Annotated in this window: 29 protein-coding genes; 17 read left to right on the top strand and 12 right to left on the bottom strand. The window is 55.0% G+C overall.

Going from position 1 to position 26,233, the window contains the following annotated elements; all coding sequences use genetic code 11:
* Window positions 1–71: 71 nt before the first annotated feature.
* The 6 genes from AC2FJW_RS00910 (at window position 72) to AC2FJW_RS00885 (ending at window position 4,419) form a co-directional block, all read left to right on the top strand.
* Window positions 72–554, top strand: coding sequence for an OmpH family outer membrane protein (locus tag AC2FJW_RS00910; RefSeq protein ID WP_496695397.1), 483 nt, complete (start codon window positions 72–74; stop codon window positions 552–554).
* Between the two features lie 72 nt (window positions 555–626).
* Entirely contained in the window at window positions 627–1,100 is a 474-nt protein-coding gene (gene fabZ / locus AC2FJW_RS00905; RefSeq protein WP_496691266.1) for a 3-hydroxyacyl-ACP dehydratase FabZ, read from the top strand.
* On the top strand, window positions 1,097–1,882 hold the full coding sequence (gene lpxA / locus AC2FJW_RS00900) for an acyl-ACP--UDP-N-acetylglucosamine O-acyltransferase (protein WP_271947043.1): 786 nt from the start codon (window positions 1,097–1,099) through the stop codon (window positions 1,880–1,882). Before fabZ ends, lpxA begins: the two co-directional genes overlap by 4 nt.
* A gap of 4 nt (window positions 1,883–1,886) precedes the next feature.
* Window positions 1,887–2,681, top strand: coding sequence for an LpxI family protein (locus tag AC2FJW_RS00895; protein WP_496748972.1), 795 nt, complete (start codon window positions 1,887–1,889; stop codon window positions 2,679–2,681).
* Window positions 2,681–3,838, top strand: a complete 1,158-nt coding sequence (lpxB, locus tag AC2FJW_RS00890; protein ID WP_496748971.1) for a lipid-A-disaccharide synthase — start codon at window positions 2,681–2,683, stop codon at window positions 3,836–3,838. The genes AC2FJW_RS00895 and lpxB overlap by 1 nt, the downstream gene beginning before the upstream one ends.
* Window positions 3,838–4,419, top strand: a complete 582-nt coding sequence (locus tag AC2FJW_RS00885) for a hypothetical protein (RefSeq protein WP_271947048.1) — start codon at window positions 3,838–3,840, stop codon at window positions 4,417–4,419. Before lpxB ends, AC2FJW_RS00885 begins: the two co-directional genes overlap by 1 nt.
* On the opposite strand, the gene mnmA is transcribed toward AC2FJW_RS00885, so the two are convergent.
* Window positions 4,416–5,561 (bottom strand): tRNA 2-thiouridine(34) synthase MnmA, encoded by a 1,146-nt coding sequence (mnmA, locus tag AC2FJW_RS00880; RefSeq protein WP_496748970.1) that lies wholly within the window; start codon window positions 5,559–5,561, stop codon window positions 4,416–4,418. The genes AC2FJW_RS00885 and mnmA overlap by 4 nt on opposite strands.
* Window positions 5,562–5,690: 129 nt before the next feature.
* Here mnmA and sciP point away from each other — a divergent pair, with 129 nt between their 5' ends.
* The 5 genes from sciP (at window position 5,691) to AC2FJW_RS00855 (ending at window position 11,356) form a co-directional block, all read left to right on the top strand.
* Entirely contained in the window at window positions 5,691–5,984 is a 294-nt protein-coding gene (sciP, locus tag AC2FJW_RS00875; RefSeq protein WP_281994636.1) for a CtrA inhibitor SciP, read from the top strand.
* 82 nt (window positions 5,985–6,066) lie between these two features.
* A complete protein-coding gene (gene ctrA, locus AC2FJW_RS00870) occupies window positions 6,067–6,783 on the top strand; it encodes a response regulator transcription factor CtrA (RefSeq protein WP_496748969.1) in 717 nt (238 codons plus the stop codon).
* A 123-nt stretch (window positions 6,784–6,906) separates the two neighbouring features.
* Window positions 6,907–9,033 (top strand): NAD-dependent DNA ligase LigA, encoded by a 2,127-nt coding sequence (gene ligA, locus AC2FJW_RS00865; RefSeq protein ID WP_496748968.1) that lies wholly within the window; start codon window positions 6,907–6,909, stop codon window positions 9,031–9,033.
* A complete protein-coding gene (recG, locus tag AC2FJW_RS00860; protein ID WP_496748967.1) occupies window positions 9,030–11,120 on the top strand; it encodes an ATP-dependent DNA helicase RecG in 2,091 nt (696 codons plus the stop codon). The genes ligA and recG overlap by 4 nt, the downstream gene beginning before the upstream one ends.
* Window positions 11,072–11,356: a hypothetical protein gene (locus AC2FJW_RS00855; RefSeq protein WP_496749177.1), complete on the top strand. Its 285-nt coding sequence runs from the start codon at window positions 11,072–11,074 to the stop codon at window positions 11,354–11,356. The genes recG and AC2FJW_RS00855 overlap by 49 nt, the downstream gene beginning before the upstream one ends.
* A gap of 187 nt (window positions 11,357–11,543) precedes the next feature.
* Here the strand turns inward: AC2FJW_RS00855 and AC2FJW_RS00850 are convergent, their stop codons facing one another.
* Window positions 11,544–12,182 carry a MarC family protein gene (locus AC2FJW_RS00850; RefSeq protein WP_142633886.1) on the bottom strand — a complete coding sequence of 213 codons (639 nt, stop codon included), beginning with the start codon at window positions 12,180–12,182 and terminating at the stop codon, window positions 11,544–11,546.
* Window positions 12,183–12,242: 60 nt separating this feature from the next.
* Window positions 12,243–12,695, bottom strand: a complete 453-nt coding sequence (locus AC2FJW_RS00845) for an iron-sulfur cluster assembly scaffold protein (RefSeq protein ID WP_281972123.1) — start codon at window positions 12,693–12,695, stop codon at window positions 12,243–12,245.
* 48 nt (window positions 12,696–12,743) lie between these two features.
* Between AC2FJW_RS00845 and hisI the strand changes: the two genes are divergently transcribed.
* Window positions 12,744–13,133 (top strand): phosphoribosyl-AMP cyclohydrolase, encoded by a 390-nt coding sequence (gene hisI, locus AC2FJW_RS00840; RefSeq protein WP_281972122.1) that lies wholly within the window; start codon window positions 12,744–12,746, stop codon window positions 13,131–13,133.
* A 4-nt stretch (window positions 13,134–13,137) separates the two neighbouring features.
* Here the strand turns inward: hisI and gluQRS are convergent, their stop codons facing one another.
* From gluQRS to AC2FJW_RS00820, 4 genes are all read right to left on the bottom strand, one after another.
* Window positions 13,138–14,034, bottom strand: a complete 897-nt coding sequence (gene gluQRS / locus AC2FJW_RS00835) for a tRNA glutamyl-Q(34) synthetase GluQRS (RefSeq protein ID WP_496748966.1) — start codon at window positions 14,032–14,034, stop codon at window positions 13,138–13,140.
* The gene (locus AC2FJW_RS00830; protein ID WP_496748965.1) at window positions 14,031–14,645 is read right to left on the bottom strand and encodes a class I SAM-dependent DNA methyltransferase; all 615 of its coding nucleotides are present in this window, start codon (window positions 14,643–14,645) and stop codon (window positions 14,031–14,033) included. The genes gluQRS and AC2FJW_RS00830 overlap by 4 nt, the downstream gene beginning before the upstream one ends.
* Before the next feature lie 37 nt (window positions 14,646–14,682).
* Entirely contained in the window at window positions 14,683–16,023 is a 1,341-nt protein-coding gene (gene trmFO, locus AC2FJW_RS00825; RefSeq protein ID WP_496691256.1) for a methylenetetrahydrofolate--tRNA-(uracil(54)-C(5))-methyltransferase (FADH(2)-oxidizing) TrmFO, read from the bottom strand.
* Window positions 16,024–16,284: 261 nt separating this feature from the next.
* Entirely contained in the window at window positions 16,285–17,070 is a 786-nt protein-coding gene (locus AC2FJW_RS00820; protein WP_282021264.1) for an enoyl-CoA hydratase, read from the bottom strand.
* Window positions 17,071–17,128: 58 nt separating this feature from the next.
* On the opposite strand from AC2FJW_RS00820, the gene AC2FJW_RS00815 reads away from it, so the two are divergent.
* Window positions 17,129–17,572, top strand: coding sequence for a PaaI family thioesterase (locus AC2FJW_RS00815; RefSeq protein ID WP_496748964.1), 444 nt, complete (start codon window positions 17,129–17,131; stop codon window positions 17,570–17,572).
* Between the two features lie 59 nt (window positions 17,573–17,631).
* Here AC2FJW_RS00815 and AC2FJW_RS00810 read toward each other — a convergent pair whose 3' ends face one another.
* Window positions 17,632–17,859, bottom strand: a complete 228-nt coding sequence (locus tag AC2FJW_RS00810; protein WP_142633870.1) for a DUF1127 domain-containing protein — start codon at window positions 17,857–17,859, stop codon at window positions 17,632–17,634.
* A 99-nt stretch (window positions 17,860–17,958) separates the two neighbouring features.
* Here AC2FJW_RS00810 and AC2FJW_RS00805 point away from each other — a divergent pair, with 99 nt between their 5' ends.
* From AC2FJW_RS00805 to rpsI, 4 genes are all read left to right on the top strand, one after another.
* Complete coding sequence (locus AC2FJW_RS00805; protein WP_496695416.1) at window positions 17,959–19,362, top strand: aminotransferase-like domain-containing protein; 1,404 nt, start codon at window positions 17,959–17,961, stop codon at window positions 19,360–19,362.
* Window positions 19,363–19,373: 11 nt separating this feature from the next.
* Window positions 19,374–19,904, top strand: coding sequence for a GNAT family N-acetyltransferase (locus AC2FJW_RS00800; protein WP_282027414.1), 531 nt, complete (start codon window positions 19,374–19,376; stop codon window positions 19,902–19,904).
* 147 nt (window positions 19,905–20,051) lie between these two features.
* Window positions 20,052–20,510, top strand: a complete 459-nt coding sequence (rplM, locus tag AC2FJW_RS00795) for a 50S ribosomal protein L13 (RefSeq protein ID WP_281994631.1) — start codon at window positions 20,052–20,054, stop codon at window positions 20,508–20,510.
* Window positions 20,511–20,515: 5 nt separating this feature from the next.
* Window positions 20,516–21,001, top strand: a complete 486-nt coding sequence (gene rpsI, locus AC2FJW_RS00790; RefSeq protein WP_271947073.1) for a 30S ribosomal protein S9 — start codon at window positions 20,516–20,518, stop codon at window positions 20,999–21,001.
* Window positions 21,002–21,103: 102 nt separating this feature from the next.
* Here rpsI and AC2FJW_RS00785 read toward each other — a convergent pair whose 3' ends face one another.
* From AC2FJW_RS00785 to AC2FJW_RS00770, 4 genes are all read right to left on the bottom strand, one after another.
* Window positions 21,104–22,192 (bottom strand): SGNH/GDSL hydrolase family protein, encoded by a 1,089-nt coding sequence (locus AC2FJW_RS00785; RefSeq protein ID WP_496704626.1) that lies wholly within the window; start codon window positions 22,190–22,192, stop codon window positions 21,104–21,106.
* Window positions 22,193–22,345: 153 nt separating this feature from the next.
* A complete protein-coding gene (locus AC2FJW_RS00780) occupies window positions 22,346–23,011 on the bottom strand; it encodes a YrbL family protein (RefSeq protein ID WP_496693179.1) in 666 nt (221 codons plus the stop codon).
* 144 nt (window positions 23,012–23,155) lie between these two features.
* Entirely contained in the window at window positions 23,156–24,316 is a 1,161-nt protein-coding gene (locus AC2FJW_RS00775; RefSeq protein ID WP_281994628.1) for an ABC transporter substrate-binding protein, read from the bottom strand.
* 29 nt (window positions 24,317–24,345) lie between these two features.
* A complete protein-coding gene (locus tag AC2FJW_RS00770) occupies window positions 24,346–26,232 on the bottom strand; it encodes an AMP-dependent synthetase/ligase (RefSeq protein WP_496748963.1) in 1,887 nt (628 codons plus the stop codon).
* Window position 26,233 lies beyond the last annotated feature (1 nt).

The following is a 26,233-nucleotide window of genomic DNA, read 5'->3' as shown; positions in this document are numbered from 1 at the left end:
GCCCCATTCGGGCCCTGTGTCTTTTTCTGACCTTAACCCTGGCAGGACCGGTTACCGGACAGCAGCTTGGCGTGACACAAGCCAGCGTCCTGACAATCTCCAGCGAACGGTTGTTTTCTGACTCGGCGTTTGGACGTCGCATTCTCAGTGAGATCGAAGCAGAGGGGACTCTGCTTGCTGCCGAGAACGAGCGGATCGTTGCAGAGCTCAGCGCGGAGGAGAAGGACCTCACCGAAAAGCGCGCCTCTCTGTCTGCTGAAGAATTTCGTCCCCTCGCAGAGGCGTTCGACAGAAAGGTTCAGAACCACCGAGAAGGGCAGCGCGCCAAGCTTGATGCCCTTGCGCGTCGCAGTGAAGATGCACAACAGATGTTTTTTGAACTCGCCCGCCCAGTATTGATCGATCTTTTGCGCGAATCTGGCGCCTCGGTCATTATTCAACGCTCCAGCGTGTTTCTCAGTTCGGATCTGTCCGATGTGACAGATGCCGCCATCACCCGAATTGATACAGCCATTGGTGATGGAACAACACTTGACGAAGGTACAGGCGAATAGGTTTGCTTGCCCTCGGGTCGCGGTGTTGCTAACCACATTGAAAAGAGAAATCCAGAACAGGATATCAGAACTATGAGCACGGACACCAAAAGCGCCGACATTCAGCTGATTCAACGGATATTGCCGCACCGCTATCCGTTTCTGCTGGTCGACAAGGTGGTCGAGATTTCAGGCTATCAGTCAGCGGTCGGCATCAAGAACGTCACCATGAACGAGCCGCATTTCCAGGGCCATTTCCCTGGTACACCGATCATGCCTGGTGTGACCATTGTTGAAGCAATGGCGCAGACCGCAGGTGTTATGCTTGGCGTTGGGATGGATGTCATCGACAGCGACTTGTTGATCTATTTCATGAATATCGACAAGTGCAAGTTCCGCCGCAAAGTCGTGCCCGGTGACGTGCTCGAGATGCATGTTGAAACTGTGCGCGGCAAGAAGGGTGGCAAGATTTTCAAGTTCTCTGGCAGGGCCACGGTTGATGGAGAGGTCGCAGCCGAAGCTGAGTTCTCGGCCTATGTTGATTGGGACATGGAAAAGACAACATGAGCGGCATTCACCCTAGCGCAATCATCGAAGACGGTGCTCAGATCGGAGAGGGCTGTGTCATCGGCCCTTTTTGTTTTGTTGGTTCAAGGGTGCGGTTGAAAGACCGGGTAGAACTGAAGTCGCATGTTGTTGTTACCGGTGACACCGAGGTGGATGAAGACACCATAATCTTCAATTTTTCGGTCATCGGTGAAATCCCGCAAGACCTTAAGTTCGGCGGTGAAGATACGCGGCTGGAAATTGGCAAACGAAACCGTATCCGTGAACATGTAACAGTGAATTCTGGAACAGACGGCGGTGGCGGTGTAACCCGGATTGGCGATGACTGTTTGCTGATGGCTGGTGTTCACGTGGCTCACGACGTTCAGATTGGCAATCGCGTGATCATGGTGAACCATTCTGGTGCCGCGGGACATTGCATTATCGAAGACGATGTTATCGTCGGTGGGATTTCGGGTTTGCATCAATGGGTTCGTGTGGGCCGAGGGGCGATTATCGGCGCGCTGACGATGGTGCCCAACGACGTGATTCCCTATGGGCTTGTTCAAGCGCCTCGCGGCGAGCTGGACGGCCTGAATCTTGTTGGCCTCAAACGGCGTGGTGTCGCACGAGCTGATATTTCAGCTTTACGGGCAGCGTTTCGCGAATTGTCCGATGGTGACGGAACTTTTATGGACCGCGCCAAGCGCTTGGGTGAAGATGCCGAAAGCGAATATGTCCGCGAAATCGTCAATTTCGTAACCGGCGATTCGGATCGGTCCTTTCTGACACCGAGGAAGTAATATCATGTTGGCACTGATCGCGGGAACAGGTGTGTTGCCGGACGAAGTGGTTTCCTGTCTGGCTGAACGGCCCTTGATCTGTGCGATGGAAGGCTTTGCCCCGGATACTCTGTCTGCCGAAATCGTTTTCCCGCTGGAACAGCTTGGATCATTCATCGCAGATCTCAAAACCCGTGGCGTAACTGAAATCTGTATGGCCGGAGCGGTTCAACGTCCCGCCGTTGACCCGTCGCGCATTGATGCCGCGACGATGCCGTTGGTGCCTATTCTGGTGCAGGCAATTCAATCCGGCGATGACGGCGCATTACGGGCTGTCATTGGGATATTCGAAAACTCAGGCCTGAATGTCCGTGCCGCGCATGAGATTGCGCCTGAACTGCTGCCTCCGCTTGGTTGTTTGACAGAGGCACAGCCCTCAGACGCGGATCGCGCAGATGCGGATCGGGCATCCAGTATCCTGCGTGCCATGGGGGCAGCTGATATCGGCCAGGCCTGTGCAGTTTCCAAAGGGCAGGCTTTGGCGATCGAAGGAATTTTTGGCACCGCATGGATGCTCGAGTCTCTGACTCAACGGCCCGATGCGGGGGGTGGGGTGCTTTTCAAGGGTCCAAAGCCCGATCAGGACTTTCGCGCGGATCTGCCAGCTATTGGACCTGAAACCATTTCCAGCGCCGTCGCAGCTGGTTTGTCCGGGATCGTGATCGAAAAGGGCGGGGTGCTTGTATTGCAGCGACAACGTGTAATTGCTGAGTGCAATCGCCTGGGTTTGTTCCTTTATGTGCGTGAGCGAACCAACTGATGCGGGTGTTTCTGGTCGCCGGCGAACCTTCGGGCGATCGATTGGGCGGCGCGTTGATGGAAGGGCTACGTGCCCTTGTCCCAGATGTTACATTCGACGGGGTCGGCGGACCATTGATGCAGGCCCAGGGTCTGAACAGCCGCTTTCCGATGTCCGAATTGTCAGTGATGGGCCTGATCGAGGTATTGCCAAAATTCTTTCACCTCAAGCGCCGGATATCTGAGACAGCGCAGGCCGTGCTGGACACCAAACCTGACGTATTGATCACCATCGACAGTCCGGACTTCTCGTTGCGCGTTGCCAAGCTGGTCAAAGCGGCAAGCGATACTCGAACCGTCCACTATGTGGCCCCCAGCGTTTGGGCGTGGCGACCGGGGCGTGCGGATAAGATGGCCAAGGTCATCGACCATGTGCTGGCGTTGCTTCCGTTTGAGCCGCCCTATATGGAACGCGCCGGGATGGAATGCGATTTTGTTGGCCATCCGGTTGCAAGCGAACCCATCGCCTCAGATCGCGATATCCAGGAGTTTCGCGCCGCCTATGATCTTGGGGATGCTCCGCTGGTTCTTGCCTTGCCGGGGTCGCGCAAGGGTGAGGTTGACCGTCTGGCGCCTGTATTTGGTCAGGCCTTGGGGCAATTCCTAGCCGACCGGCCGGGTACGCGGGTTATTGTTCCGGCGGTTGCACATTTGGTCGAGGCCGTAACCGAACATCTGCAGACATGGCCAGGCAATCCCGTCGTGATCGACCCGCGCAATGTTCCGACCGAAGAGGCGGTTCAGCAGAAACGCGCAGCTTTTGCCGCAGCGGACCTTGCTCTGGCGGCATCGGGTACCGTGTCGCTTGAACTTGCAGCCCAGGCAACACCCATGGTGATTGCCTACCGCCTCAGCTGGCTGACCCAGAAACTGGCAGTACGTATGGTCAATCTGGACACGGTTACATTGGTCAATCTTGTCTCGGAAACGCGTTCCATCCCGGAATGCCTGCTGGATGACTGCCTGCCGGACAAGATTGCCGTAGCACTACGAGAGGTCGCCCTGAAACCTGACGCGCAGCGCAGCGCGATGGATCTGACAATGGAGCGCCTGGGTCGTGGCGGCGACGCCCCTGGTTTCAGAGCTGCAAAGGCCGTGTTGGCCAGAATGCCGTCCTGATGGCCGAGTTCATCCTCTTTGGTTTTTCGGCCTTTCTGGCATTGATACTGACCAATCTGGATAATCTTGCCGCCTTGGTGGCGCTGATCTTGGTGTCAGGGGACAAGCGGGCCGTCTTTGGCTTTCTGTTCGCACAGGGCTTGGTGATTTCGGCGTCCTTGCTGTTCGCCATGGGGATCGAGGGCGTAATACCGGGCTGGGCCGGGTATCTGGGGATGATCCCGCTGACACTGGGCTGTCTGGCCGCCATCCGCCAATGGCGCGGGCAGGGCGTCGACACTCCTGCGCATCTCGAAGCCGGAGCATCAATTTTGGTGACAACCTTACTGTTTACTAGCCTGTCGATGGACACTTTGGCCGTTCTGGCGCCGTTATTGGCGGATTCAACGCCAGGCTTTCGGATCGCCGGAGCCTTCGGCGCAGGGCTTGCCGTGGTAGGATTGGCCACGCTGGCGCTGCTGGGCGCCAAATCTCCGCTCATCAGTGGTCGCATCGCGCGCAAGCTTGAGATGCTTGTTCCTTACGTGATGATCTGCGCTGGTCTTTATATTCTCAGCAACTCGTGGACCGACGCAGTTTAGTATCCGCGCCAAATCCAGCCGCCGCCAAAGATGCGGCTGCCTTCGGACGCATAGAAGACACAGGCCTGACCGGGCGACACACCTTCTTCCGGGGTCAGCAACTCGACCTCGGCCGTGGTGTCCGAAAGCGGGCGGATGATGGCCTCACGCGGGGGGCGGGTCGAGCGAACCTTGACCAGGACGTGCCATTCATCGCGTGACGTAAACGGCTCATCGCCCAGCCAGTTGATTTCACGCACCGGAATGGTGCGGGTGGCCAACATCTCTTTGGGGCCGACTACGACGTGTTTCTTGTCGACATCCAGCTTCACCACGTAAAGCGGATCGCTGAGGCCTCCGATACCAAGCCCGCGGCGCTGACCAATGGTATAGTGGATTACCCCGTTATGCTGGGCCAGCACACGACCATCCGCATGAACGATCTCACCCGGTTCCGCCGCGCCGGGGCGCAGCTTTTCGATTACGCTGGCATAGTTGCCGTTGGGCACGAAACAGATGTCCTGACTGTCGGGCTTGTCGGCAACAGCCAACCCATATTGCGCAGCCATTTCGCGCGTTGCGTCCTTGGAGGGCAGGTGGCCCAGCGGAAAGCGCAGGAAATCCAGCTGTTCCGGGGTGGTCGAGAACAGGAAATAGGATTGATCGCGGTTGGCATCCTCGGCGCTGTGCAATTCAGGCCCGTTGGAGCCTGTCTTGCGCTGAATATAGTGGCCGGTGGCCATGCAATCAGCCTCAAGATCCTTGGCGGTTTCCAGAAGGTCCTTGAATTTCACCCGTTCGTTACAGCGAATGCAGGGAACCGGCGTCGCACCGGCCAGATAGCTGTCGGCGAATTCGTCGATCACGGCGTCCTTGAAGATGTTCTCATAATCCAGAACGTAATGCGGAAACCCGCGTTCCTCGGCCACGCGGCGCGCATCGTGAATGTCGATACCGGCACAGCAGGCCCCCTTTTTGGCCAGCGCAGCACCGTGGTCATACAGCTGCAGGGTGACGCCGATGACGTCATACCCCTGATCCGCCAAATGCGCGGCCACGACCGAGCTGTCCACGCCTCCGGACATGGCAACAACCACCCGCGTTTCAGACGGGGGCTTGGCAAAGCCAAGAGAGTTCAGCGGTGTCTCGGTGTCGAGGGCCATGACGGTTCCAGTACGGGTTAAGAAAGACCGGCAGAATATAGGAAAATTCTAGATACTCTCAAGGGGCGGTTTCACAACACATTAAGTAGCATGGTGTCAGCTTTGTCGCAGCACGAAGAGGACCGAAAGATGTATTTGCACAAAGTAGAGGGACCCAGGTCGGTAACCCTGCCGGATGGAACGGTTTTATCCCGGGCTGATCTGCCGCCAAAAGAGACAACCCGCTGGGTGGCATCCCGTAAAGCGATTGTAGTCCGTGGCGTTCTTTACGGATTGATCACGCTTTCGGAAGCCAAAAACCAATATGGCCTCAGCGATGAAGAATTTAATTCCTGGGTTTCTGCGGTCGCAGAACACGGAACGGACGCATTAAAGGTCACCACAATAAAAAAATATCGACAACCTAAGGGAGAGTGTGAATAAATGATTCAACGGTAACGTCAGATTAACCATTTTTGAGCAGGCTCGATTTTAATCGGTAAATTGAGCTGAATTGGAGCAGTAAATGCGTATACTTCTTGTCGAGGATGATCCAACCACGTCCAAAAGCATCGAACTGATGCTGACACATGCCAATCTGAACGTATATGCGACAGATTTAGGCGAAGAAGGGATCGACCTCGCAAAACTTTACGATTACGACCTGATCCTCCTTGATCTCAACCTTCCGGATATGAACGGGCATGAAGTGCTGCGCCAGTTGCGGATTGCGCGGGTGGAAACGCCGATCCTGATCCTGTCGGGGGCCGACGATACAGAAAGTAAAATTAAAGGCTTCGGATTTGGTGCTGACGATTATCTGACCAAACCATTCCATAGAGAAGAATTGGTTGCACGTATCCACGCCATTATTCGCCGCTCAAAAGGGCATTCTCAATCCATAATCCACACCGGGCGCGTTGCAGTGAATCTGGATGCGAAAACCGTCGAAGTGGAAGGCAAGGCCGTTCACCTGACCGGCAAAGAATATCAAATGCTCGAACTTCTGAGCCTTCGAAAGGGAACAACCCTGACTAAAGAGATGTTCCTTAACCATCTCTATGGGGGAATGGATGAGCCCGAATTGAAGATCATTGACGTCTTTATCTGCAAATTGCGCAAAAAACTTAGCAATGCCACCGACGGCGCAAATTATATCGAGACCGTCTGGGGCAGGGGATATGTGTTGCGCGATCCTCAGAAAAACAGCGTCGACGAACCTCGCATTGCGGTTGGCGCCTAGGCGCGCAAGTTTTACGTCGCCAAGGGTCCGGGGCGACACCCTCGCTCACTGAACAGCACGTCTGGACCTAGCCATGCCCTCGCCCTATCACTGAACTCCAAGAACAGTTGACGGGGCGAGGGCATGAGCAATTCCATTTCTGTATCAGACCTGACGGAAGATCAGGCACGCAATGAACTGGCGCGGCTGGCTGGGCTTTTACATCATGCGAACGCATTGTATCATCAGAAAGACGCGCCTGAGATTTCTGATGCCGACTATGATGCGCTGAAACTCAGAAACTCAGAAATCGAGTCGCGATTTCCGCAACTCAAGCGATCTGACAGCCCATCGGATATCGTTGGTGCCCGCCCCGCCGATGGGTTCTCCAAGATTTCACATGCCGTGCGCATGCTGTCTTTGGGCAACGCTTTTCAAGACGAGGACGTCTCTGATTTCGATCGATCTGTCCGAAAATACCTAGGGTTGGATGACGAGACGGGATTGAGCTATACGGCTGAGCCCAAGATCGACGGTCTCTCCCTTTCGCTTCGGTATGAGAGGGGTAGGCTTGTCCAGGCGGCCACGCGGGGAGACGGAGAAGTCGGGGAAAATGTTACCGCAAATGCGCTAACCATATCGGATATTCCACAGGTAATCACCGGCGCACCAGACATCCTTGAGGTTCGCGGCGAGGTCTATATGTCTCACGAAGACTTTGATCGTCTAAATGAGAGCCAGTCCAAGAAAGGCGAAAAAACCTTCGCCAACCCGCGAAATGCCGCCGCAGGATCCCTTCGTCAGTTGGATTCCGCAATTACCCGTTCTCGTCCCCTCAAGTTTTTTGCTTATGCCTGGGGGGAGCTGTCTGAGCCTCTGGCAAGCACCCAATACGAAGCCATACAGCGCCTGAAGGAATTCGGATTTTCAACCAACCCGCTAACCCGTTTATGCGCGGATACAAAGCAGATTCTGGATCACTATCGCAGCATCGAGCTGCAGCGCGCGACGCTTGGATATGACATTGATGGTGTGGTCTACAAGGTAAACGATCTTGCGCTGCAATCACGGCTTGGGTTCCGGTCCAGCACACCACGTTGGGCAATTGCGCATAAATTTCCGGCCGAGCTTGCCTGGACCCGTCTTGAAGCGATCGACATTCAGGTCGGCCGCACCGGCGCGCTGAGCCCGGTGGCCAGGCTGCACCCGGTTACTGTCGGCGGTGTGGTCGTGTCGAACGCAACGTTGCACAACGAAGATTACATTTCTGGTAAAGACGCAAAAGGCGGCGAGATACGCGAAGGCAAAGACATTCGGATCGGCGACTGGGTTCAGGTTTATCGCGCCGGCGATGTGATCCCGAAGGTTGCCGATGTCGACATTTCGAAACGCCCGGATGATGCCGAAAAGTTCATCTTCCCGGAAAAATGCCCCGAATGTCACAGCGATGCGATCCGCGAGGAAGGTGACGCGGTCCGTCGCTGTACCGGTGGCGTTATCTGCCCTGCGCAAGCCGTTGAGAAATTGAAGCATTTCGTCTCACGCAAGGCCTTTGACATCGAAGGGTTTGGAGCAAAGCAGATTGAGATGTTCTATGATGATCCCGATCTGCCAGTTCGGACCCCGGCTGACATTTTTACTCTGAAACAACGAGATAGTGTAAACCCGAACAGGCTGGCTAATCGCAAGGGATGGGGGGCGCAGAGCGCCACCAATCTGTGGCAAGCGATTGATGAAAAACGAGTTATTCCACTGGGTCGGTTGCTGTTTGCACTGGGCATTCGACATGTCGGCGAGGCAGCGTCGAACCTAATCGCAACGCATTACGGATCATGGGATGAGCTGGAAAAAGCGGTTACCATAGCGCATTGTCAGACCGGGTCAGAATGGGATGAGCTGCTGAACGTTGACGGTGTTGGTGAGGTTATGGCCCGCGCATTGGTTTCAGCCTTCGCCCAACCTGCCGAACGGCAGAGCATCGACGATCTTGTGGCTCAGCTTGATGTCCAAGACGCGAAACGGCCCGATACCTCGGGCAGCCCTGTTGCGGGGAAGACAGTGGTTTTTACGGGAACGCTTGAAAAGATGACCCGCGCCGAAGCCAAAGCACGTGCCGAGGCACTGGGCGCTAAAGTGTCGGGGTCAGTGAGCAAAAAGACCGATCTTTTGGTTGCAGGACCGGGCGCTGGATCAAAGGCGAAAAAGGCGGCTGAGCTTGGGATCGAGACGCTCGACGAAGATGGCTGGTTGCAGCTGATCGACGGCAAATGAGTGGTCGTCCCGAATCTCTGTTCCCGCTGTTTTCGCGGCTGGAAACGCTTGACGGCGTGGGGCCGAAGACGGCTCAGGTCTTGGCGCAGTCAGGTGTCGAGACCCCGCGCGACGTCTTGTTCGGGCTGCCTTATGCGGTGATTGATCGGCGCAGAAGAGACACCATTCAGGGCGTGGATTTGCCCTCGACGCTGACCGTAGAAGTCAGCGTTGGCATCCATCGCCCCCCTAGAAACAAGGGCGGTGCGTACCGTGTCCATGTTGAAGACAGCCAGACTGAATTTCAGTTGGTGTTCTTTCATGCCCGCGGCGATTACTTGCAAAAAGTGCTCCCTCAAGGCGCGCGCAGGGTGATTTCTGGCAAGATCGAGCTTTTCGACGGCATTGCTCAGATGGTTCACCCGGATCACATGCTGCCGCCTGCGGATGCAAAGGATATCCCTGAGTTTGAGCCTGTCTATCATTTGACCCAGGGGCTGACCCAGAAAACTGCCTTCAAGGCCGCGCGTAGCGCGGTTGCACTCTCGCCGGAATTGACGGAATGGATTGATCCCGCGCAGGTCGCAAAAGAGAACTGGCCAGACTGGCTGAGCGCTGTACAAGCAGCGCATAATCCGCAGGGTGCGGATGATGTAGCGTCTTTTTCTCCAGCGCATGAGCGTTTGGCCTATGATGAGCTGTTCGCGCATCAACTTACGTTGGCATTGGCCCGCCAAAGAGAGCGCAGGGTCAAGGGGATCGCCAGCGCTGGTACGGGCAAGCTGCAATCCCGTGTGTTGTCGAACCTGCCATACAAGCCCACCAACGCCCAACAGCGCGCAATTCAAGAGATCGCAGGGGATATGGCCTCCGATACGCGCATGAACAGATTGCTTCAGGGGGATGTTGGGTCCGGCAAGACTCTGGTTGCGTTCATGGCGCTGCTGGTCGCGGTCGAGGCGGGCGGGCAGGGCGTCATGATGGCCCCAACCGAGATACTCGCTCAGCAGCATCTGGAAGGGTTGCGCCCCCTCGCCGAAGAGGCGGGCGTGGTTCTGGAAATCCTGACCGGTCGCGACAAGGGGGCGGATCGGCGTGCCAAGCTGTTGGCGCTTCAACGGGGGGATATTCACATTTTGGTGGGCACTCACGCCGTATTTCAAAGCGATGTCGCGTTTCAGGAATTACGGCTGGCAATCGTCGACGAACAGCACCGATTTGGGGTCCGTCAACGCATGGAGCTGTCGGAAAAAGGCAGGGGGGCGGACGTTTTGGTCATGACAGCAACGCCGATCCCACGCAGTCTGGCCCTGACTCAATACGGTGACATGGACGTGTCCGTGCTTGATGAAAAGCCGCCGGGGCGTAAACCTGTCAAAACAGCGGTTGTGAGCACTGAACGGATTCAAGAAGTTGTCTCGCATCTGCAAAAAGCTATTGCTGAGGGCCGCCAATGCTACTGGGTTTGCCCGCTTGTCGATGAATCCGAAGTATCGGATCTGACAGCTGCCGAGGAACGGTTCAAAAGGCTGCGAGCAATTTTGGGGGACGGGATCGTGGGGCTGGTTCACGGCCAAATGCCGCCCGCCGACAAAGACGCTGCGATGAAGGCATTTCAGCAGGGGCAAACCAAAGTTCTGGTGGCGACCACGGTAATCGAGGTTGGCGTGAATGTTCCAAATGCCTCGATCATGGTCATCGAAAGGGCCGAGATTTTTGGCCTGGCGCAGCTGCATCAGCTTCGCGGCCGTGTTGGGCGAGGCGAGGCAGAATCGACATGTCTGCTGATGTATCAGCCGCCCCTCGGCGAAGGGGGGCGCAAAAGGCTGGAAGTTCTGCGCGAAACCGAAGACGGGTTCAAAATCTCTGAGACAGACCTGCAAATGCGCGGAGCGGGCGATCTGATCGGTACCGCGCAGTCAGGTCTGCCGAAGTTTCGTATCGCCGATTTGGAAAGGCAGGCCGGTTTGATGGCAGTTGCGCAGTCTGACGCAAGGGCTCTGCTGGGCGCGGACGCCAAACTTGAAACGCAAAGGGGCAAGGCGGCTCGTGTTCTTTTGTGGCTGATGAAACAGGATCAGGCAATCCGTTTGATATCAGTTGGTTAGACGAAAACAGGAACATTAGTTCACAAATGTTCTCAAAAAGTTCTTTACCAAGACATCAAAATATGAGAACAAAAGGTCAACAAAGGATTAAAACCCTGACCGGAGGAACCCATATGCTGACCCAGATCAAGACCACCCTAAGTCGTTCCCAGTCGACGCTGTTGCAGGACGCAGCAGGTGCGGTTGCACTGGTGGTCATACTTATGGTCGCACTTCATCTTCCCGGAACGTATTAAGCCTTTCTGCCTGCGATCTCGTGCCGATCACGCCGCGCTTGTCATCCCCATTTCAATCAAGGGTGACCTGCCTGTCCCAATACCCTTGAAGGGCCATGCCTCGGCCCCGCGCGGATATCCGGACCCCACATGAGAAACGCATTACCTGCCGCCGCCCTTTCCGCCCGGAAGGTGCGGCGGTCTTTTTTTAAAGCTGGCCGGTTTTCATAATTTCCAACAAAGCCGACAGAACCGAGTTCACTGCGACCGATGCCAGGATCATCCCCATGACCCGGCTGATGATGGCGGCGCCTGAATGGCCGATCAGCCGAATGATCGGTTCGGCCAGCAACATCAGGACAAAGGCAATCGCAACAACCGACAGCATGACCAAAGCCGTGATCCCCTGATCAGCAACACTGTACCTGTTGTTATCGGTCAAGATGACGATGGCCAGCATCGCACCTGGTGAGGCAAGCGAGGGGACGGCAAGTGGAAAGATCGCTGGGTTGTGTTTGTGGAGTTCGTCTTTGATGTCGTCCTCGGCAGCGCGCTGCTCGACTTCCTGTTTGGGCTCGCCAAAAATCATGGTCAGCGCGAACAGGAAAAGGATAATGCCGCCAGCGACTTGAAAAGAGTTCAGGCCGATATCCAGTGCCTCGATCAGCAGTTGCCCGAAGACCAGGAAAAACAACAGAATCCCGGCGCTGATAAGCGAGGCCACAAGCGCCATTTTGCGGCGTGCAGCGGCCCCAAGCCCTGCGGTAACAGCGATGAAGACCGGGATTGTTCCAATAGGATCAATAACAACCCAAAGCGTGACAAAATGCTCAAGTAAACCGTTCAAAACTGGAATTCCCTTCGTTTATTCCGAAAGGCTATAACGTTTCGCCCGTCAAAACCATGTTTAGGCGCAATTTGCACGTTCCGCCTGTTCAAATGCCTCTGCGGTTGCATCAAGAACCAGCAGGATCGAGGCATGACGGTTCTTATATTCCCGTGCGGGCATCAAAACCTCTAGCCCATCAAATGGGGCCTCGGGTGCCGATCCATCCTTTTTCAGCATGGCGGACAGTTGCTCGCGCGCCTTTTCGACCTGAGCACGCGTTGTTCCGACGATTGCCCCGCCAACAACCGAAGCGGAGGCCTGTCCCAAAGCGCAGGCTTTCACGTCCTGACCGAACTCTGAAATTCTGCCATCCTGAACTTTGACATCAACCGTGATGGTCGACCCGCATAGGGGCGAGCGTTTTTTCACCGTAGCGTCAGCATCATCAAGCCGGCATAGGTGTGGGATGTCAGCAGCAAGGGCCAGAATTCGGCCAGAGTATAGCTTTATCAGGTCATTCTCGCCGGACATGGCTTTCCCTCGTTGAATGTTCCCAATACATAGTGGCCATCCACCGGGATGCAAAAGGTTTTTGTCATGTCTTCCTCAGTCGCGTTCGATGCATCGAGTTTGAAATTCAACGAGGCTGGGCTGATTCCAGCCATCGCTCAGGACGAAAATACGGGCGAGGTATTGATGATGGCCTGGATGAACCAGAGCGCCATTGAAAAGACGCTCGAAACCAGACGCGTTACCTATTGGTCCCGCTCGCGCCAGTCATTCTGGATCAAGGGTGAAAGCTCGGGCCATGTGCAGGAATTGGTTGATCTCCGCGTGGATTGCGACCGGGATTGCCTGCTTGTCCTTGTGCGCCAGACCGGCCCGGCCTGCCACACCAACCGTCGATCTTGTTTCTACACAGCGGTCAGAGACGGGGACGAGGTCGAAATCATGCACCCCATGACCTGATTGGTCAAAGCCCCACCATCGCCCGAATATCTTCGGGCGTCGCACCTTCCTCGCGGAACTTGGCAATGGCGCGCGCATCGTCGCGTTTGGCCAGCCGTTTGCCGGCCTGATCGCGTATCAGGCGGTGATGCAGGTAGATCGGTGTCGGCAAACTCAACAGCGTCTGCAGCAGAACGTGGATACGTGTGGCTTCGAACAGATCCTGACCGCGAACCACATGCGTAACTTTTTGTGCAGCGTCATCCAGAACGACCGACAAGTGATACGACGTGCCCATATCCCGGCGCGACAGAACGACATCCCCAACCGTTTCCAACATCTCTGCCTGTGTAAACCGGACACAGCCGGATTCAGCGCCTGGACCTTCTCCAATCTCTTGAAACCATGCAGTGTTTTTATCGATCTGAAACAGGCTGGATGTTTGTTGCAAAGCTTCGGCCATATTCAATCGCAACGGAATATTCAGCGGGCGTGGTTGACCCGATGAACCCTGTTGTTTCCAACGTGTGCGACACGTTCCCGGATAGATAATCCCGTCCGGACCAAGAAGTGGGGCTCCTTCCTGGGGAGCGCTGGCCGCGTTGGCGATGTCTTTTCGGTTGCAGCTGCACGGGTACAGCAGCCCCCGCGACCACAGATCGTCCAGCACGGAATCATAGATTGCGGTTCGCGTGGATTGGCACAGCACCGGTTCAGGCCAAGACAGGCCAAGCCAATGCAAATCATCGTAAATCTGGGTTTCCCATTCCGGGCGCGAGCGAGATCGGTCGATGTCCTCGATTCTCAGCAAAAACAGCCCATTATTCGACTTTGCAAAATCATGGGCCGACATCGCCGAATAAGCGTGGCCAAGATGCAGCGGTCCTGTGGGCGAAGGGGCAAATCTGGTTACTAAAGTCACACTTTTTCAACAATATAAACGTCAGACTTCATGTCCATTCCCGGAAGGTGCGGGCCATATTCCCGGAACAGCAATCGTGCTGCGCCCATATCCAGCCAATCGCTGAGGCGAACGGTATAGCTGTGATATTCAAGCGTATGATCATTATAGGAAAAAGCAATAAGGCCGCCTGACGGTAACGCGTTGATGAGCATATCCAAAGTCTCAGGTGGTGCGGCACCCACGCCGATGACCCCGATTGCGGTGATGACCTTATACGCGCCAGACTGCAGCGGGCTGGGATCTGCGATGTCAAAGCTGATCAAGTTGCGATAAACCCCCTTTGCCAGAGCGCCCTCTAACATCTGCGGGGTGGGGTCTATTCCATCGACGACCTCAAACCCGACCGCGTTCAGCGCGACACCTGACAGGCCGGTACCGCAGCCATAGTCCAGAATTGGGGTTTTGGGCTCGGGCAGTTGCGACCAGAGAGCCCGGGCGATACGTCCCGGGGTCGCATAACCGTTTGACCCAACCTCATCATCATAAGACGAGGCCCATTTTTGATAATGTGCTTTGGTCGCCTGAGGCGAATCCAGCCCATAGACATCCTTTAGGAATTTATCGCTCATACCGATATGTTAGGACGTCGGGGCCGGACCCGTCCAGTCACCAATGCGCCAACCACTTGGTCCATTCTTCCTTGGCCCGGTCAGTATAGGCCTTGTAGCGGTCTTTTCGGCCACGCCGACCGCCTTTTAACCCATCGACAGGACGGAACAGACCGAAATTCACGTTCATAGGCTGGAATGTCTTTGCCTCGGCACCGCCAGTGATGTGGTGGATCAAAGCGCCCATGGCACTGTCCTGCGGAACTTCGGGAACGGTACGGCCCAACATCTCGGCAGCAGCCAGACGTCCGGCCAAAAGACCCATCGCGGCGCTTTCCACATAACCTTCGACACCGGTAATCTGACCGGCGAACCTGATATTGGGCTTTGATTTCAGCCGCATCTGGGAATCCAGCAATGTCGGAGAGTTGATGAACGTATTGCGATGAATACCGCCCAGCCGCGCAAAACTGGCATTCTCCAACCCCGGAATCATGCGGAACACATCGGTTTGGGCTCCGTATTTCATCTTGGTCTGAAAGCCGACAATGTTGAACAATGTTCCTAGCGCGTTATCTCGGCGCAGTTGAACCACCGCGTGAGGCTTTACCTCGGGCTGATGCGGGTTCGTCAGGCCGACCGGCTTCATCGGTCCGTGGCGCAACGTTTCACGACCGCGCTCGGACATAACCTCTATCGGAAGACAACCATCGAAATAGCCTGCGGTCTCTCCTTCATGGAACTCGGTCTTGTCCGCGGCCAGCAGGGCGTCGATGAAGGCGTCGTACTGTTCTCGGTCCATCGGACAATTCAGGTAAGCGGTGCGTTCTTCTTCGGTCTCACCCTTGTCATACCGAGATTGCATCCAAGCTTTGCTCATGTCGATGCTGTCTGCATATACGATTGGTGCAATGGCATCAAAGAACGCCAACGACTCGGCGCCGGTTTCCGCGCGGATTGCTTCTCCCAATCCAGCAGACGTCAGTGGGCCGGTGGCGAAAATCCATTGGCCGTCATCGGGCAGGGCGGTCACTTCTTCGCCAGTGATTTCGACAAGGGGGTGAGCCTTTAACCTGGCCGTCACAGATTCCGCAAACGGATCGCGATCTACAGCCAATGCGCCCCCGGCCGGCAGTCGGTGCGCATCTGCCGTTTTCAAGATCAACCCTTCGGCCTCGCGCATTTCCCAATGCAGCAGTCCAACGGCGTTCTGTTCGTCATCATCCGACCGGAATGAGTTCGAGCAGACCATCTCGGCCAAGTTGCCGGTCTGATGCGCAAAAGTTCCGACTTTTGGGCGCATTTCGTGAATCACGACCTCGACGCCCATTTCCGCCGCTTGCCATGCGGCCTCGGACCCGGCCATGCCGCCGCCCACGATATGCAATTTCTGTGTCATAAGCTGCCACATAGGGCACAGAAGATCGCAACGCAACACAGCAGCGATGGCGCACGGGAAATCATGTTTTCAAGGGATTTTTGGGGTCGCCGATGCGGGAATGTCTGCGCCAGTGAGAGAAACCAGCTCGGAGGGACCTTCCGCCCACGGCGACCCAAAAAGTGTTCAAGGCCTCAGCCTCGTCTCAGCATTGCCACAGTAACGCCCATTTGAAAAGTCCAAAAATGGCGACATTGCGGAAAAATATGCATGACAAATTCCTTATTGGCTCCAATTTGGATCTCTTTTTCCGATAAATGCAGATATTCCTTCTTCGGTATCCCGATGCATCATATTCTGAGCCATTACCTCGCCGGTATAGGAATAGGCTTGATCCAATGGCATATCCAACTGGCGGTAGAAGGCCTGTTTTCCGACTTTCACGGCAGATCCCAGTTTGGAGGCAAGCTGCTCGGCCAGTGAAACAGCCTCATGCTCCAACAGCATTTCTGGCACCACACGATTGACAAGACCCAGCTCAGCAGCTCGTGACGCCGGAATGAAATCTCCAGTCGTCAACATCTCGAAGGCGTGTTTGCGTGGAATGTTTCGGCTAAGAGCAACCATTGGGGTCGAACAGAACAGCCCGATATTCACACCGTTTACGCCAAACCGCGTCCCTTCAGCAGCTACAGCAAGATCGCAGGTTGCAACCAACTGGCATCCGGCCGCCGTAGCAATGCCGTGCACCTGGGCAATAACCGGCTGCGGAAGCGACTGAATTGAAAGCATCATTTTCGCACAGCGATTGAATAGGTCCTGGAAATAGGCTTTGCCGCCGTCTTCAGATTGGCGTCCTGCTGTCATCTGTTTCAGATCATGACCCGCACAAAAAGCTTTGCCTTTACCAGAAAGGATCACCGCCCGGATGGAACTGTCTTCGCGCAGGGCATCAAGTTCAGTCTGTAGCGCAGCCAGCATTTCGTCACTTAGGGCGTTGAGACGGTCTGGCGCATTCATTGTAAGCCTAGCCACGGCGTCTGCGTCATTTCGTTCCAGAATTCCCATCTTGCCCTCCGATCTGATGTGAGGCCAACTCTAGGTCGGCAAATCCAGGAGGGGAAGTATGTCATTGGCAATGAATCGGGAGGAACTGGAGGATTATTTGAGCCAAATCTTCCCCCAGGTCAGTCAGGATTATTCGGTCCAGGATCTGACCGAAAAGTCCATCGTCATGAGACTTTCCGTTGGCGACCGTCATTTGCGCCCCGGTAGGACTGTCTCGGGGCCGTCTATGTTTGGATTAGCTGATGTAAGCGTTTACGCACTGATCCTGGCGCGCAGGGGCCAGCAGTCTCTGGCCGTGACAACCGGTTGTTCAATGGACTTCATGCGTAAACCGGATGGAAATGCAGATTTGATTGCGCGCTGCACCTTGCTGAAGCTAGGAAAATCCCTTGCCGTAGGTGACGTTCTAATATTTTCGGAAGGGTCAGACAAACCCGTCGCTCGCGCAACGATGACCTATTCTTTACCACCAGAGGGGTCAGCTGCGGCAGCTTTTGGGTGAAAAAATGGCCGGGATAAACCCGGCCAAGGAAGAGGTCCCATATAGGGACTGGGGATTATCTAGCCCTGCCAAAAAGGGCGTTCGATCTCTCGTCTGGCCTGATAATTAGTCAGGCCCACATCCTTCAGCAGCCTGTCATCGAGATTGGACAAGTTAATTCGGCTGCGGCGTTGCCGCTCCCATTTTGTGACCGTCGCCGCAAACCGCACGGCCAGTGCGGCAATCAGCGGCAGCCGGGGGCTGTCGTTAAGCGCTATCAGGGCGGGGTTGTGCATTGCGCGTGTCATCTTGGGGTTCCTTTCAAATTGTATTGACACAAACGTAATATGTTCGGTATGAACACTTGATACATTCAGAATTGTGCTGCAATCAAAGGAAGAATTGTAATGGATACAATTTGGCCAGAGTCACTGCCTAAATCCAAAGGGCCAAAATATACACTGGTCGCCGATACAATTCGAAAAGCTATAGATAACAATATTTTGGAAGTCGGTACAAAACTGCCGCCGGTGCGGGAACTTGCCTATAGGTTACAAATCACACCGGGCACCGTTGCGCGCGCCTATACGATACTCACAGACGAAGGTCTGCTCAGCGCCGAAGTAGGACGTGGTACATTTGTGGCCCCGCCCAAGGCGCCTCTGCTCGATGATGTCTGGGCTCGGCAACTTCATCTCAGAGATGACAAATATGAAGCCAATGTCAGCCTGTTCAGCCCAAGGCTCGCCGATATGGGGCAGGTGGCCCTGATCCGCGAATGTATGCAGAAAGTGGCACAATCCGATCCACGCCTGTTTATGAACTATCCAACCCGCGATGCGTATAAACCTATGCGACAGGCTGTTGTAGATTGGCTTTCCGATTTGCCATTGGGACCAATTTCGCAGGACGATATCGTTCTGACCCACGGCGGACAAAACGGCCTTTGCCTTGTATTTCAGACAATATTACGCGGACCAAAGCCGATCGTTCTGGTCGAGGATCTGTCATACGCAGGGTTCCGACGGGCCGGTGAGTTGATGCGTGCAGAGGTCATTGGCGTAAAGATGGACAAATGGGGCGTGGATCCAAACGCTATGGAGCATGTCCTTCGCCAGTCGGCGGCGCAGGCCATATGTGTCTCACCCGAGGTTCAAAATCCGACCGGCTCACATACACCACTGGAACGCCGCAAAGAAGTTGTGGAAATCGCACGGCGGTTCGGCGTCCAGATAATCGAGGACGACTGCTACCGCATGGGTGATGCAAGAGCGCCCAGCTATCGCGCCCTGGCGCCGGAAAGGGGATGGCATGTGTCGTCGATCTCGAAGATTTTGACGCCCGCACTGCGTGTCGGGTTTGCCATAGCGCCGCGCGAGCGCAGCGTTGATCTGCGCCGTTCTGCGGAATATGGCTATTTTGGCCTTGCTCAGCCGCTTGCCGAACTGGCGCGGCTGATGTTGTCTGATCCGCGGACGCGCCAAATCGCAAAAGATGTCCGGACCCGGATGGGGGAATATGTGCGCGTGGCCGTAAACGCCCTAGGTGGGTTCGACCTGAACTGGGCCTCAGATGTACCTTTTGTCTGGCTGAACTTGCCTTCTGGTTGGCGAGCGGCTGCGTTCAGCCGCGCAGCCGAGCGAGAGGGAATTCAACTGCGGTCTGCCGATGAGTTTGCTTTGCGTGACGGGCGCGCACCCAATGCGGTTCGCATAGCCATGAACGGGCATGTATCGTTGGATCAATTCGAGGACGCAATGCAGCGTCTCAGGCGTCTGCTGGATAATCCACCCGAACAGATTTCGGTGTAAGGGGACGCTTAATGGATATTTGGGAAATGCGGGGCAGAGGATTTGTCGTCACACCTATGCTCAAAAGTGACTTCGAAGACCTGCACCTTGCAGCCAGCGATCCGCTGATTTGGGCCGGGCATCCCGCCAAATCCCGCCATCAGAAAGAAGTTTTCGCCCCTTATTTCGATTTTCTGTTGAGCGCAGGTGGGTCAGTGACAGTACGCGAAGAGGCGACAGGCCGGGTCATCGGGTGCTCTCGCTATTATGAGCCTCCCGAGGTTCCCGGGGGCATCGGCATTGGATACAGCTTTATTACCCGTGATCACTGGGGCGGAGCCAGCAATCGGGCGATCAAATCGCTGATGGTAAATCAGGTGTTCGGCGAACTGGATGAGGTCTGGTTTCATATCGACCCAACCAACTTGCGATCACAAAAAGGGACCGCGAAACTTGGGGCGCGGTACGTTGATACCCAGCAACTTGTTCTTGGTACCGGGGCTGGGCAGTGGATGCGTTGGGTATTGACGGAAAAAGATTGGCAAAAACATGGGGTAAAATAATACCTATTTTGTAATGCATTGTTTTTGCTAAGTTAAAACTGATTTGTGTGTATTGACCCGCCTTTCGCGTGGGTTTAAACCCCATCCATCGAATTCGGACCGCTCCGTATGGGGGCGGTCTTTCACATCAAACAGGACTATCCTGCCATGAAAACCTTTTCTGCAACACCTGCAGACATCGACAAGAAATGGATCCTGATCGACGCCGAGGGCGTTGTTCTGGGCCGTCTTGCCTCGATCGTCGCCATGCGTCTGCGTGGCAAGCACAAAGCGTCGTTCACCCCGAACATGGACATGGGCGACAATGTCATCGTGATCAACGCTGACAAAATCCAGATGACCGGCAAGAAGCGCGAAGAGAACTTCTACTGGCACACTGGCCACCCGGGCGGCATTAAGTCGCGCACCAAGCAGCAGATCCTCGAGGGCAAGCACCCCGAGCGCGTCGTGACCCAGGCGGTCAAGCGCATGCTGCCGGGCAACCGCCTGTCGCGTCAGGTTATGACCAACCTGCGTGTCTATGCCGGTGCCGAGCATCCCCATGAGGCGCAAGCGCCCGAAGTTCTGGATGTTGCATCCATGAACAAGAAAAACACCCGGAGCTAATGACCATGGCTGATCAGATCAATACTCTCGAAGAGCTGAGCGCCGTAGCAGGCGTTGAAGTTGTGGCCGAAGAAGTCATCGTGCGTGAACCCGTACGCGACGAACTGGGTCGTGCCTATGCCACCGGCAAGCGTAAAGACGCTGTTGCCCGCGTTTGGATCAAGCCGGGCTCCGGCAAGGTCACCGTGAACGGCAAAGACCAGGATGTGTATTTTGCACGCCCCGTTCTGCAGCTGATCCTGCGCCAGCCTTTCCAGGTTGCCGGCGTAGAAGGTGAGTTCGACGTTGTTGCAACCGTCAAAGGCGGTGGCCTGACCGGTCAGGCCGGTGCGGTCAAGCACGGCGTGTCGAAAGCGCTGCAACTGTACGATCCCAGCCTGCGTGGCGCACTGAAGGCCGCTGGCTTCCTGACCCGCGACAGCCGCGTTGTGGAACGTAAGAAATACGGTAAGCGCAAAGCGCGTCGTTCGTTCCAGTTCTCCAAGCGATAATCGCTCGTACGAACTTTTAAGACTGTTTCAAACGGCCGCACAATGTTGCGGCCGTTTTTCTTTTGTTGATTGGGATTTAGTTTACCGAATCTGTTGTCGAACTCAGCCGGCTGTTTTGGTTTCGATCAGCGGGGCCAGAATCTGGAACATGAATTCGGACAGAACCCTGTTGCCGTCCGCATTCAGATGGCCATCGTATCGGAAATACAGGTCTTCACCCTTGGTGCCGTATTCCTCGGCGAGGTAGGGCAGCGCTTCGTGCCACTGAAATCCTTGCTCGGCCACCACACCCTCCATTAGGCGGTCGGGTAGGCCGGGATCGACCTCGGGATCGGAAGATGTTTTCGCGGCCTGAAGAACCTGAAACAACTGTGGGACGGACACGACCACAAGCTCGGACCCCTGCGACTGCGTGAAGGTTGCCATGCGGGAAAACACCTGCTTTGTCGTCTCGACTTTGGCTTGAAACAGATCGCTCATCGGGGTGGTGAAAAAGGCCTTTCGCGGCGTCATCAGGTACAGTTGGGTATAGGTCTGATCGTTCGCCATCAGCATTCGCTTTAACAGCGTAACCGAGTGTAGCGAGGATTTCTTGATATTCCCCGAGCCTACAACCGAACTGACATCGCTAAAGGCGACATCAACGCCATCAACGGTCCGAATGGGCTCATTTGCGAACATATCATTGGGAAGAAAGGTAACCAGCACGATATCAGGGTCATATTTTTCGCTTAACCGCTCGAGATACAGCGCCTGTTGAGATGTGTTATATCCCGGAACACCTGCGTTGATCAGCTGAACAGGCATGCCTTGATCCAGGAACTTCTGGGCCAAGAGTTCTGGCCAGATATCGCCCAGCTCATTTGATGCGCCGAAGGTAAAGGAATCTCCCAGCAACAGGATCTTGATGGTTTTTCCATCGTCTAATGCACTGGCTGGAAAGCGGGTTTCACGAAACCCGTTTTCGTCGACTTTATACTCAACCGTGAACTCTGGTGCATTGATGGCGACGACGGTGTTTGGCCTGTTCGTATGCCCGACGACCGGGTCCTTCAATCCAAGTGGACCACCCTCTGGATATGTTGTCAGAACGCCTTGTGGTGACAGCCAACGGATGCCCAGCTCCACACCAGCAAGAAGCGTTGCAGAGATCATCACGATGATCAGAAAGTTCAGAATTTTTGACCGCATTTTTTATCTAACTACCTAGAATACCATTTACCGAATTGGTCCCGTTATCGTTGTAATGACGAGGACGCACAAAAAACATTTCTGAATGTTGAGATTAACAGCCCGCACACGTCAAGCGTGAGACGAAAAGAAAGTCACTCCAACACGGATTTGTCAGTCCGCTTCACGTCCTAAAGCCTGTTGAGCCAAAGCAAGGAATTTCTGCCGAGTCTGCTCGATCTTTCGTTTGTTCAGGCTTGGGAACCACCTGCGAACTGGGATCGCCTGCTTATTTCCGAAACTGTCTATCCAGACCCATCGTCCTGAGCCGTCGGCCAACGTCTGATAGACGATGTTGCCGGGGTTCTGGTTACTGACCAAAACGTTCTCTTTGACCAAAATGTCAAAATGCGCGTTCAAAGAATCCAAGTGATGCGGCTTAAGGCGACGGCTTTGGACCATACCAATAAGGCTGGGCGATAGCTGCCCGTCAGGCTCGGAAATCCGCTCGTACATAAGCGCCAGACCCAGGTCCGTCTGAACCACACCTCGCACCTCACATACGGGGATAGGGGCAGCGGATTTCTGGTGACGCACCATAAGATCAAACGACTCGTGAAACTCGCGCAGAAATCCTTTGAACGCCGTCGAGCGTCGAAACATCCGATCAAACCAGGTATCCGTCACAAGATGAGCTTCGTCATCTATCGTCTGAGGTTGCGGGATCTTCAGCAGAGTGTCCGGCAGATCAGGGTGTTGATAGACAAATTGCCGATTACCCTGCGCGATGATCTTACGATCTTTCAACGATAACAGATTTTCGATTCGAGTTTTTTCCATTTCGCCTAACTATAGCGGTTTTGCATTGGAACCAATTATCCGCAGGTGGATAGCCCAAAACAAAATGAAAAAGCCGTCCGTATTGGAACGGACGGCTCATGGTTTCTAACGCCTGAATGCTGATTAAACTCTGTTTTTCAGTCGTTACTCTTCGTGGACCAGCTTCCAAGCACCGTTTTCAACAACGCTCACAAACACCGTGTCGGCACCTTGGTGGTCGTCCGGCGAAAACGAGATGTGATTTCCAACCAGTTCGTCGTTGTAGTCGAGTGTCTCCATCGCAGCGATAAAACTGTCATGAGTCAGATCGGGGCCGGCGGCGTCCAGCGCCTTAACCATCATTTCAGCCGCAGAATAGCCCAACATCGCAAATCCAACGGGGTCTTCGCCTGTTGCAGCCTTATACTCTTCGATGAAGGCTGCAGGGGCCGGTTGATCCGCGCGGGCCCACAAGTCCAGCCATGAGGCGGCGGCATAAAAACCATCCGTCACGCCACCCGGCACCTGCGCAACGACGGTCAGGAAGCTGGCTGATGTTCCCAAGAATTTCATATCCGTTAGACCCATCTTTTTGGCGGTGCCAACCACAGTGATCGCCTGCCGAACCCCAAGGGCCATGGTGACGATGTCGCAGCCTTCATCTCTGAGCTTGCTCAGAGAGCCCACGAAATCGGTCTCATCGGGCTTGTGGGTGGTTTCTGTGCCAAAACCGATCCCAGCCTCTTCGGCACCCGCCTTGCTGCCTTCCAGAATCTCCTCGCCGAAATCGGTGGGCAGATACATGGTGCAGACTGTTTGCGATCCGAATTCGCTGGCCAGATAGTTCACGCCGACACGCGCCTGATCGAAATAGGTGGAAAAGGACGTGAATTTGTTGCGCACTGGTTCTTGCAGCATTTTCTGCGACGACGTCAAAGGCGCGACATTCGGAATGCCCTTGGGATCCAGCAGTTTGAATCCGGCCAGGTTCATCGGCGTACCCAGAGATTGCAACATCGCAAACACCTTGTCGCGGTTCAGCAACTTGTTGTAGCCCTGCATCGCGCGCGGCATCTGATAGCCATTATCCTCAACCACAAAACGGATGGTCCGACCGTGAACACCACCTGCAGCGTTCACGCGGTCGAACACCACATTGGCGCCTTTGGTGGCTGGGACACCAACAGCGGCGAAGATTCCGCTCAGATCATTGACCGAGCCGATTACGATCTCATCATCCGTAACACCCTGTGTCTGAGCGCTGGAGAGTGTCGCGACAGCCGTCAAAACTGTGGCAGCGGACAGCCGTTTAATCAGATTCCTCATTATAATCCTCCCTTTGGATAACGTTTTGTCTAATTGTACATGTCTTCAATAAGATGTTCGTGTTTCTTTTCCACAAAGCTGCGCTTGAGCTTCATTGTGGCCGTCAGTTCGTCATCATCTGCCGTCAGCAGAACATCTATCAGGCGGAAATCCTTGATCTGCTCAACCCGTGCGAAATCCTTGTTTGCGGCCCCCACTTCGTCTTTGATCTGGTCCCGAACCTCGGCGGAGGCACAAAGAGAGGCGAAATTCGAGAAGGGGACCTTTCGATCCTGCGCAAATTTCTCCACGTTTTCCTGATCTATCATGATTAGTGCAGTCAGGAACTTGCGCTTATCGCCAATTACAACTGCGTCCGAGATAAAGGGGCTGAACTTGAGACGGCTTTCAATCTCGGCCGGGGCGATATTTTTGCCGCCCGCCGTGATTATAAGATCTTTGAGGCGACCCGTAATGGTCACGAAACCGTCTTGGTCGATCTGGCCCATATCACCAGTACGCAACCAACCATCGGCAGTGAAAGTCTCGGCTGTTTTGGCGTTGTTTCGCCAGTAACCCTGAAAGATGTTCAACCCTTTAAGCTGAATCTCTCCACCTTCGGAAATACGGACGTCATTAACGGGCACAGCCTTTCCAATGGTTCCGATCCTGTTGTTTCCAAGTGTATTCAATGTCGCCAGGCCCGATGTTTCGGTCATACCAAAACCTTCGACCAGAGGTACACCAATGGCCCAGTACCATTTCAGCAAGTCCGCCGAAATCGGGGCGGCGCCGCTTCCACCGCGCCGCATATTGTCCAACCCCAGCATCCGGCGCAGGTTACGCAGAACCAAACGGTCCCAAAGCCAGTACTGCGCGGCAACACTGGCCGGGACCGGCTTGCCCGCCAGGATATATTCGGCACGTGCCAGACCCGCCTTTACCGCCATTTCAAAGGACGCGCGCCCGGTCGAGGTTGCATCCTGGGCCATGATCTGAACCTGAGAATAGATCTTTTCCCAGACACGCGGGACCGCCGTAAACGTCGAAGGAGAAACCTCTTGCAGATTTGCGAAAACAGTCTCGGGGCTTTCGGCAAAGTTGACGACAGATTTCGTTGCAAGCGGGAAATATATGGAAACATCACGCTCGAGGATGTGGCAGAGCGGCAAAAAGCACAGCTGTTCATCTGTTTCCAATGCGGGCAAGGAATGAGCGCCGGCTTCGATTGCGGCAAGGATGTTCTCGTGGCTCAGCATTGCGCCTTTTGGCATGCCGGTCGTGCCCGATGTATAAACCAGAAGAGCGGTATCCTGCGGGGATGCCAGCGCGATTTCCGCTTCAAAGCGGTCGGGCTCTTCCATCTCGACATGCTGGCCCAGCTCATAAAGATCGCTGATCATCATGCAGCGGTCGTGGTCCAGATCATGCAGGCCTTCATCCTCGAGGATGATGACCTTCAAAAGGGTCGGCAGATCCCCTTCGACCTCGAGGAACTTGTCCAACTGCTCTTCGTTTTCGACCACCAGGAAACGGCTGTCACTGTCATTGATCAGGTATTTCACCTGGGCGGCCGCATCCGTCGTGTAGATGCCCGAGGCAATCCCACCGACGCCCTGAATGCCCATATCGAACCAGGCCCATTCTTTTCGGTCTTCGGAAAGGATCGAAACGACCTCACCGCGTTTCAATCCCAGCTTTTGCAGGGCGAGGCCGATCCATTTCGCGTGCTGCCAGTAATCCGTCCATGAATAGGATTTCCAGATACCGAAATCCTTTTCACGATGCGCCGTACGCGCGCCCAAATCGGCACAACGCTTTTGAAATAGTTGCCCGATGGTTGTGCATTCGTCCACATAGACCGGTCGCTGACCGGGATTTGCGTTGTACTGAACACCGTTGATCATGATCTGAGAGGGCAGGGTGCTTATATTCATG

The sequence above is a fragment of the Ruegeria sp. CDSA020 genome, from assembly GCF_059612345.1.
The sequence above is the reverse complement of the archived record's forward strand: the minus strand, read 5'-3'. Positions and strand labels throughout refer to the sequence as shown.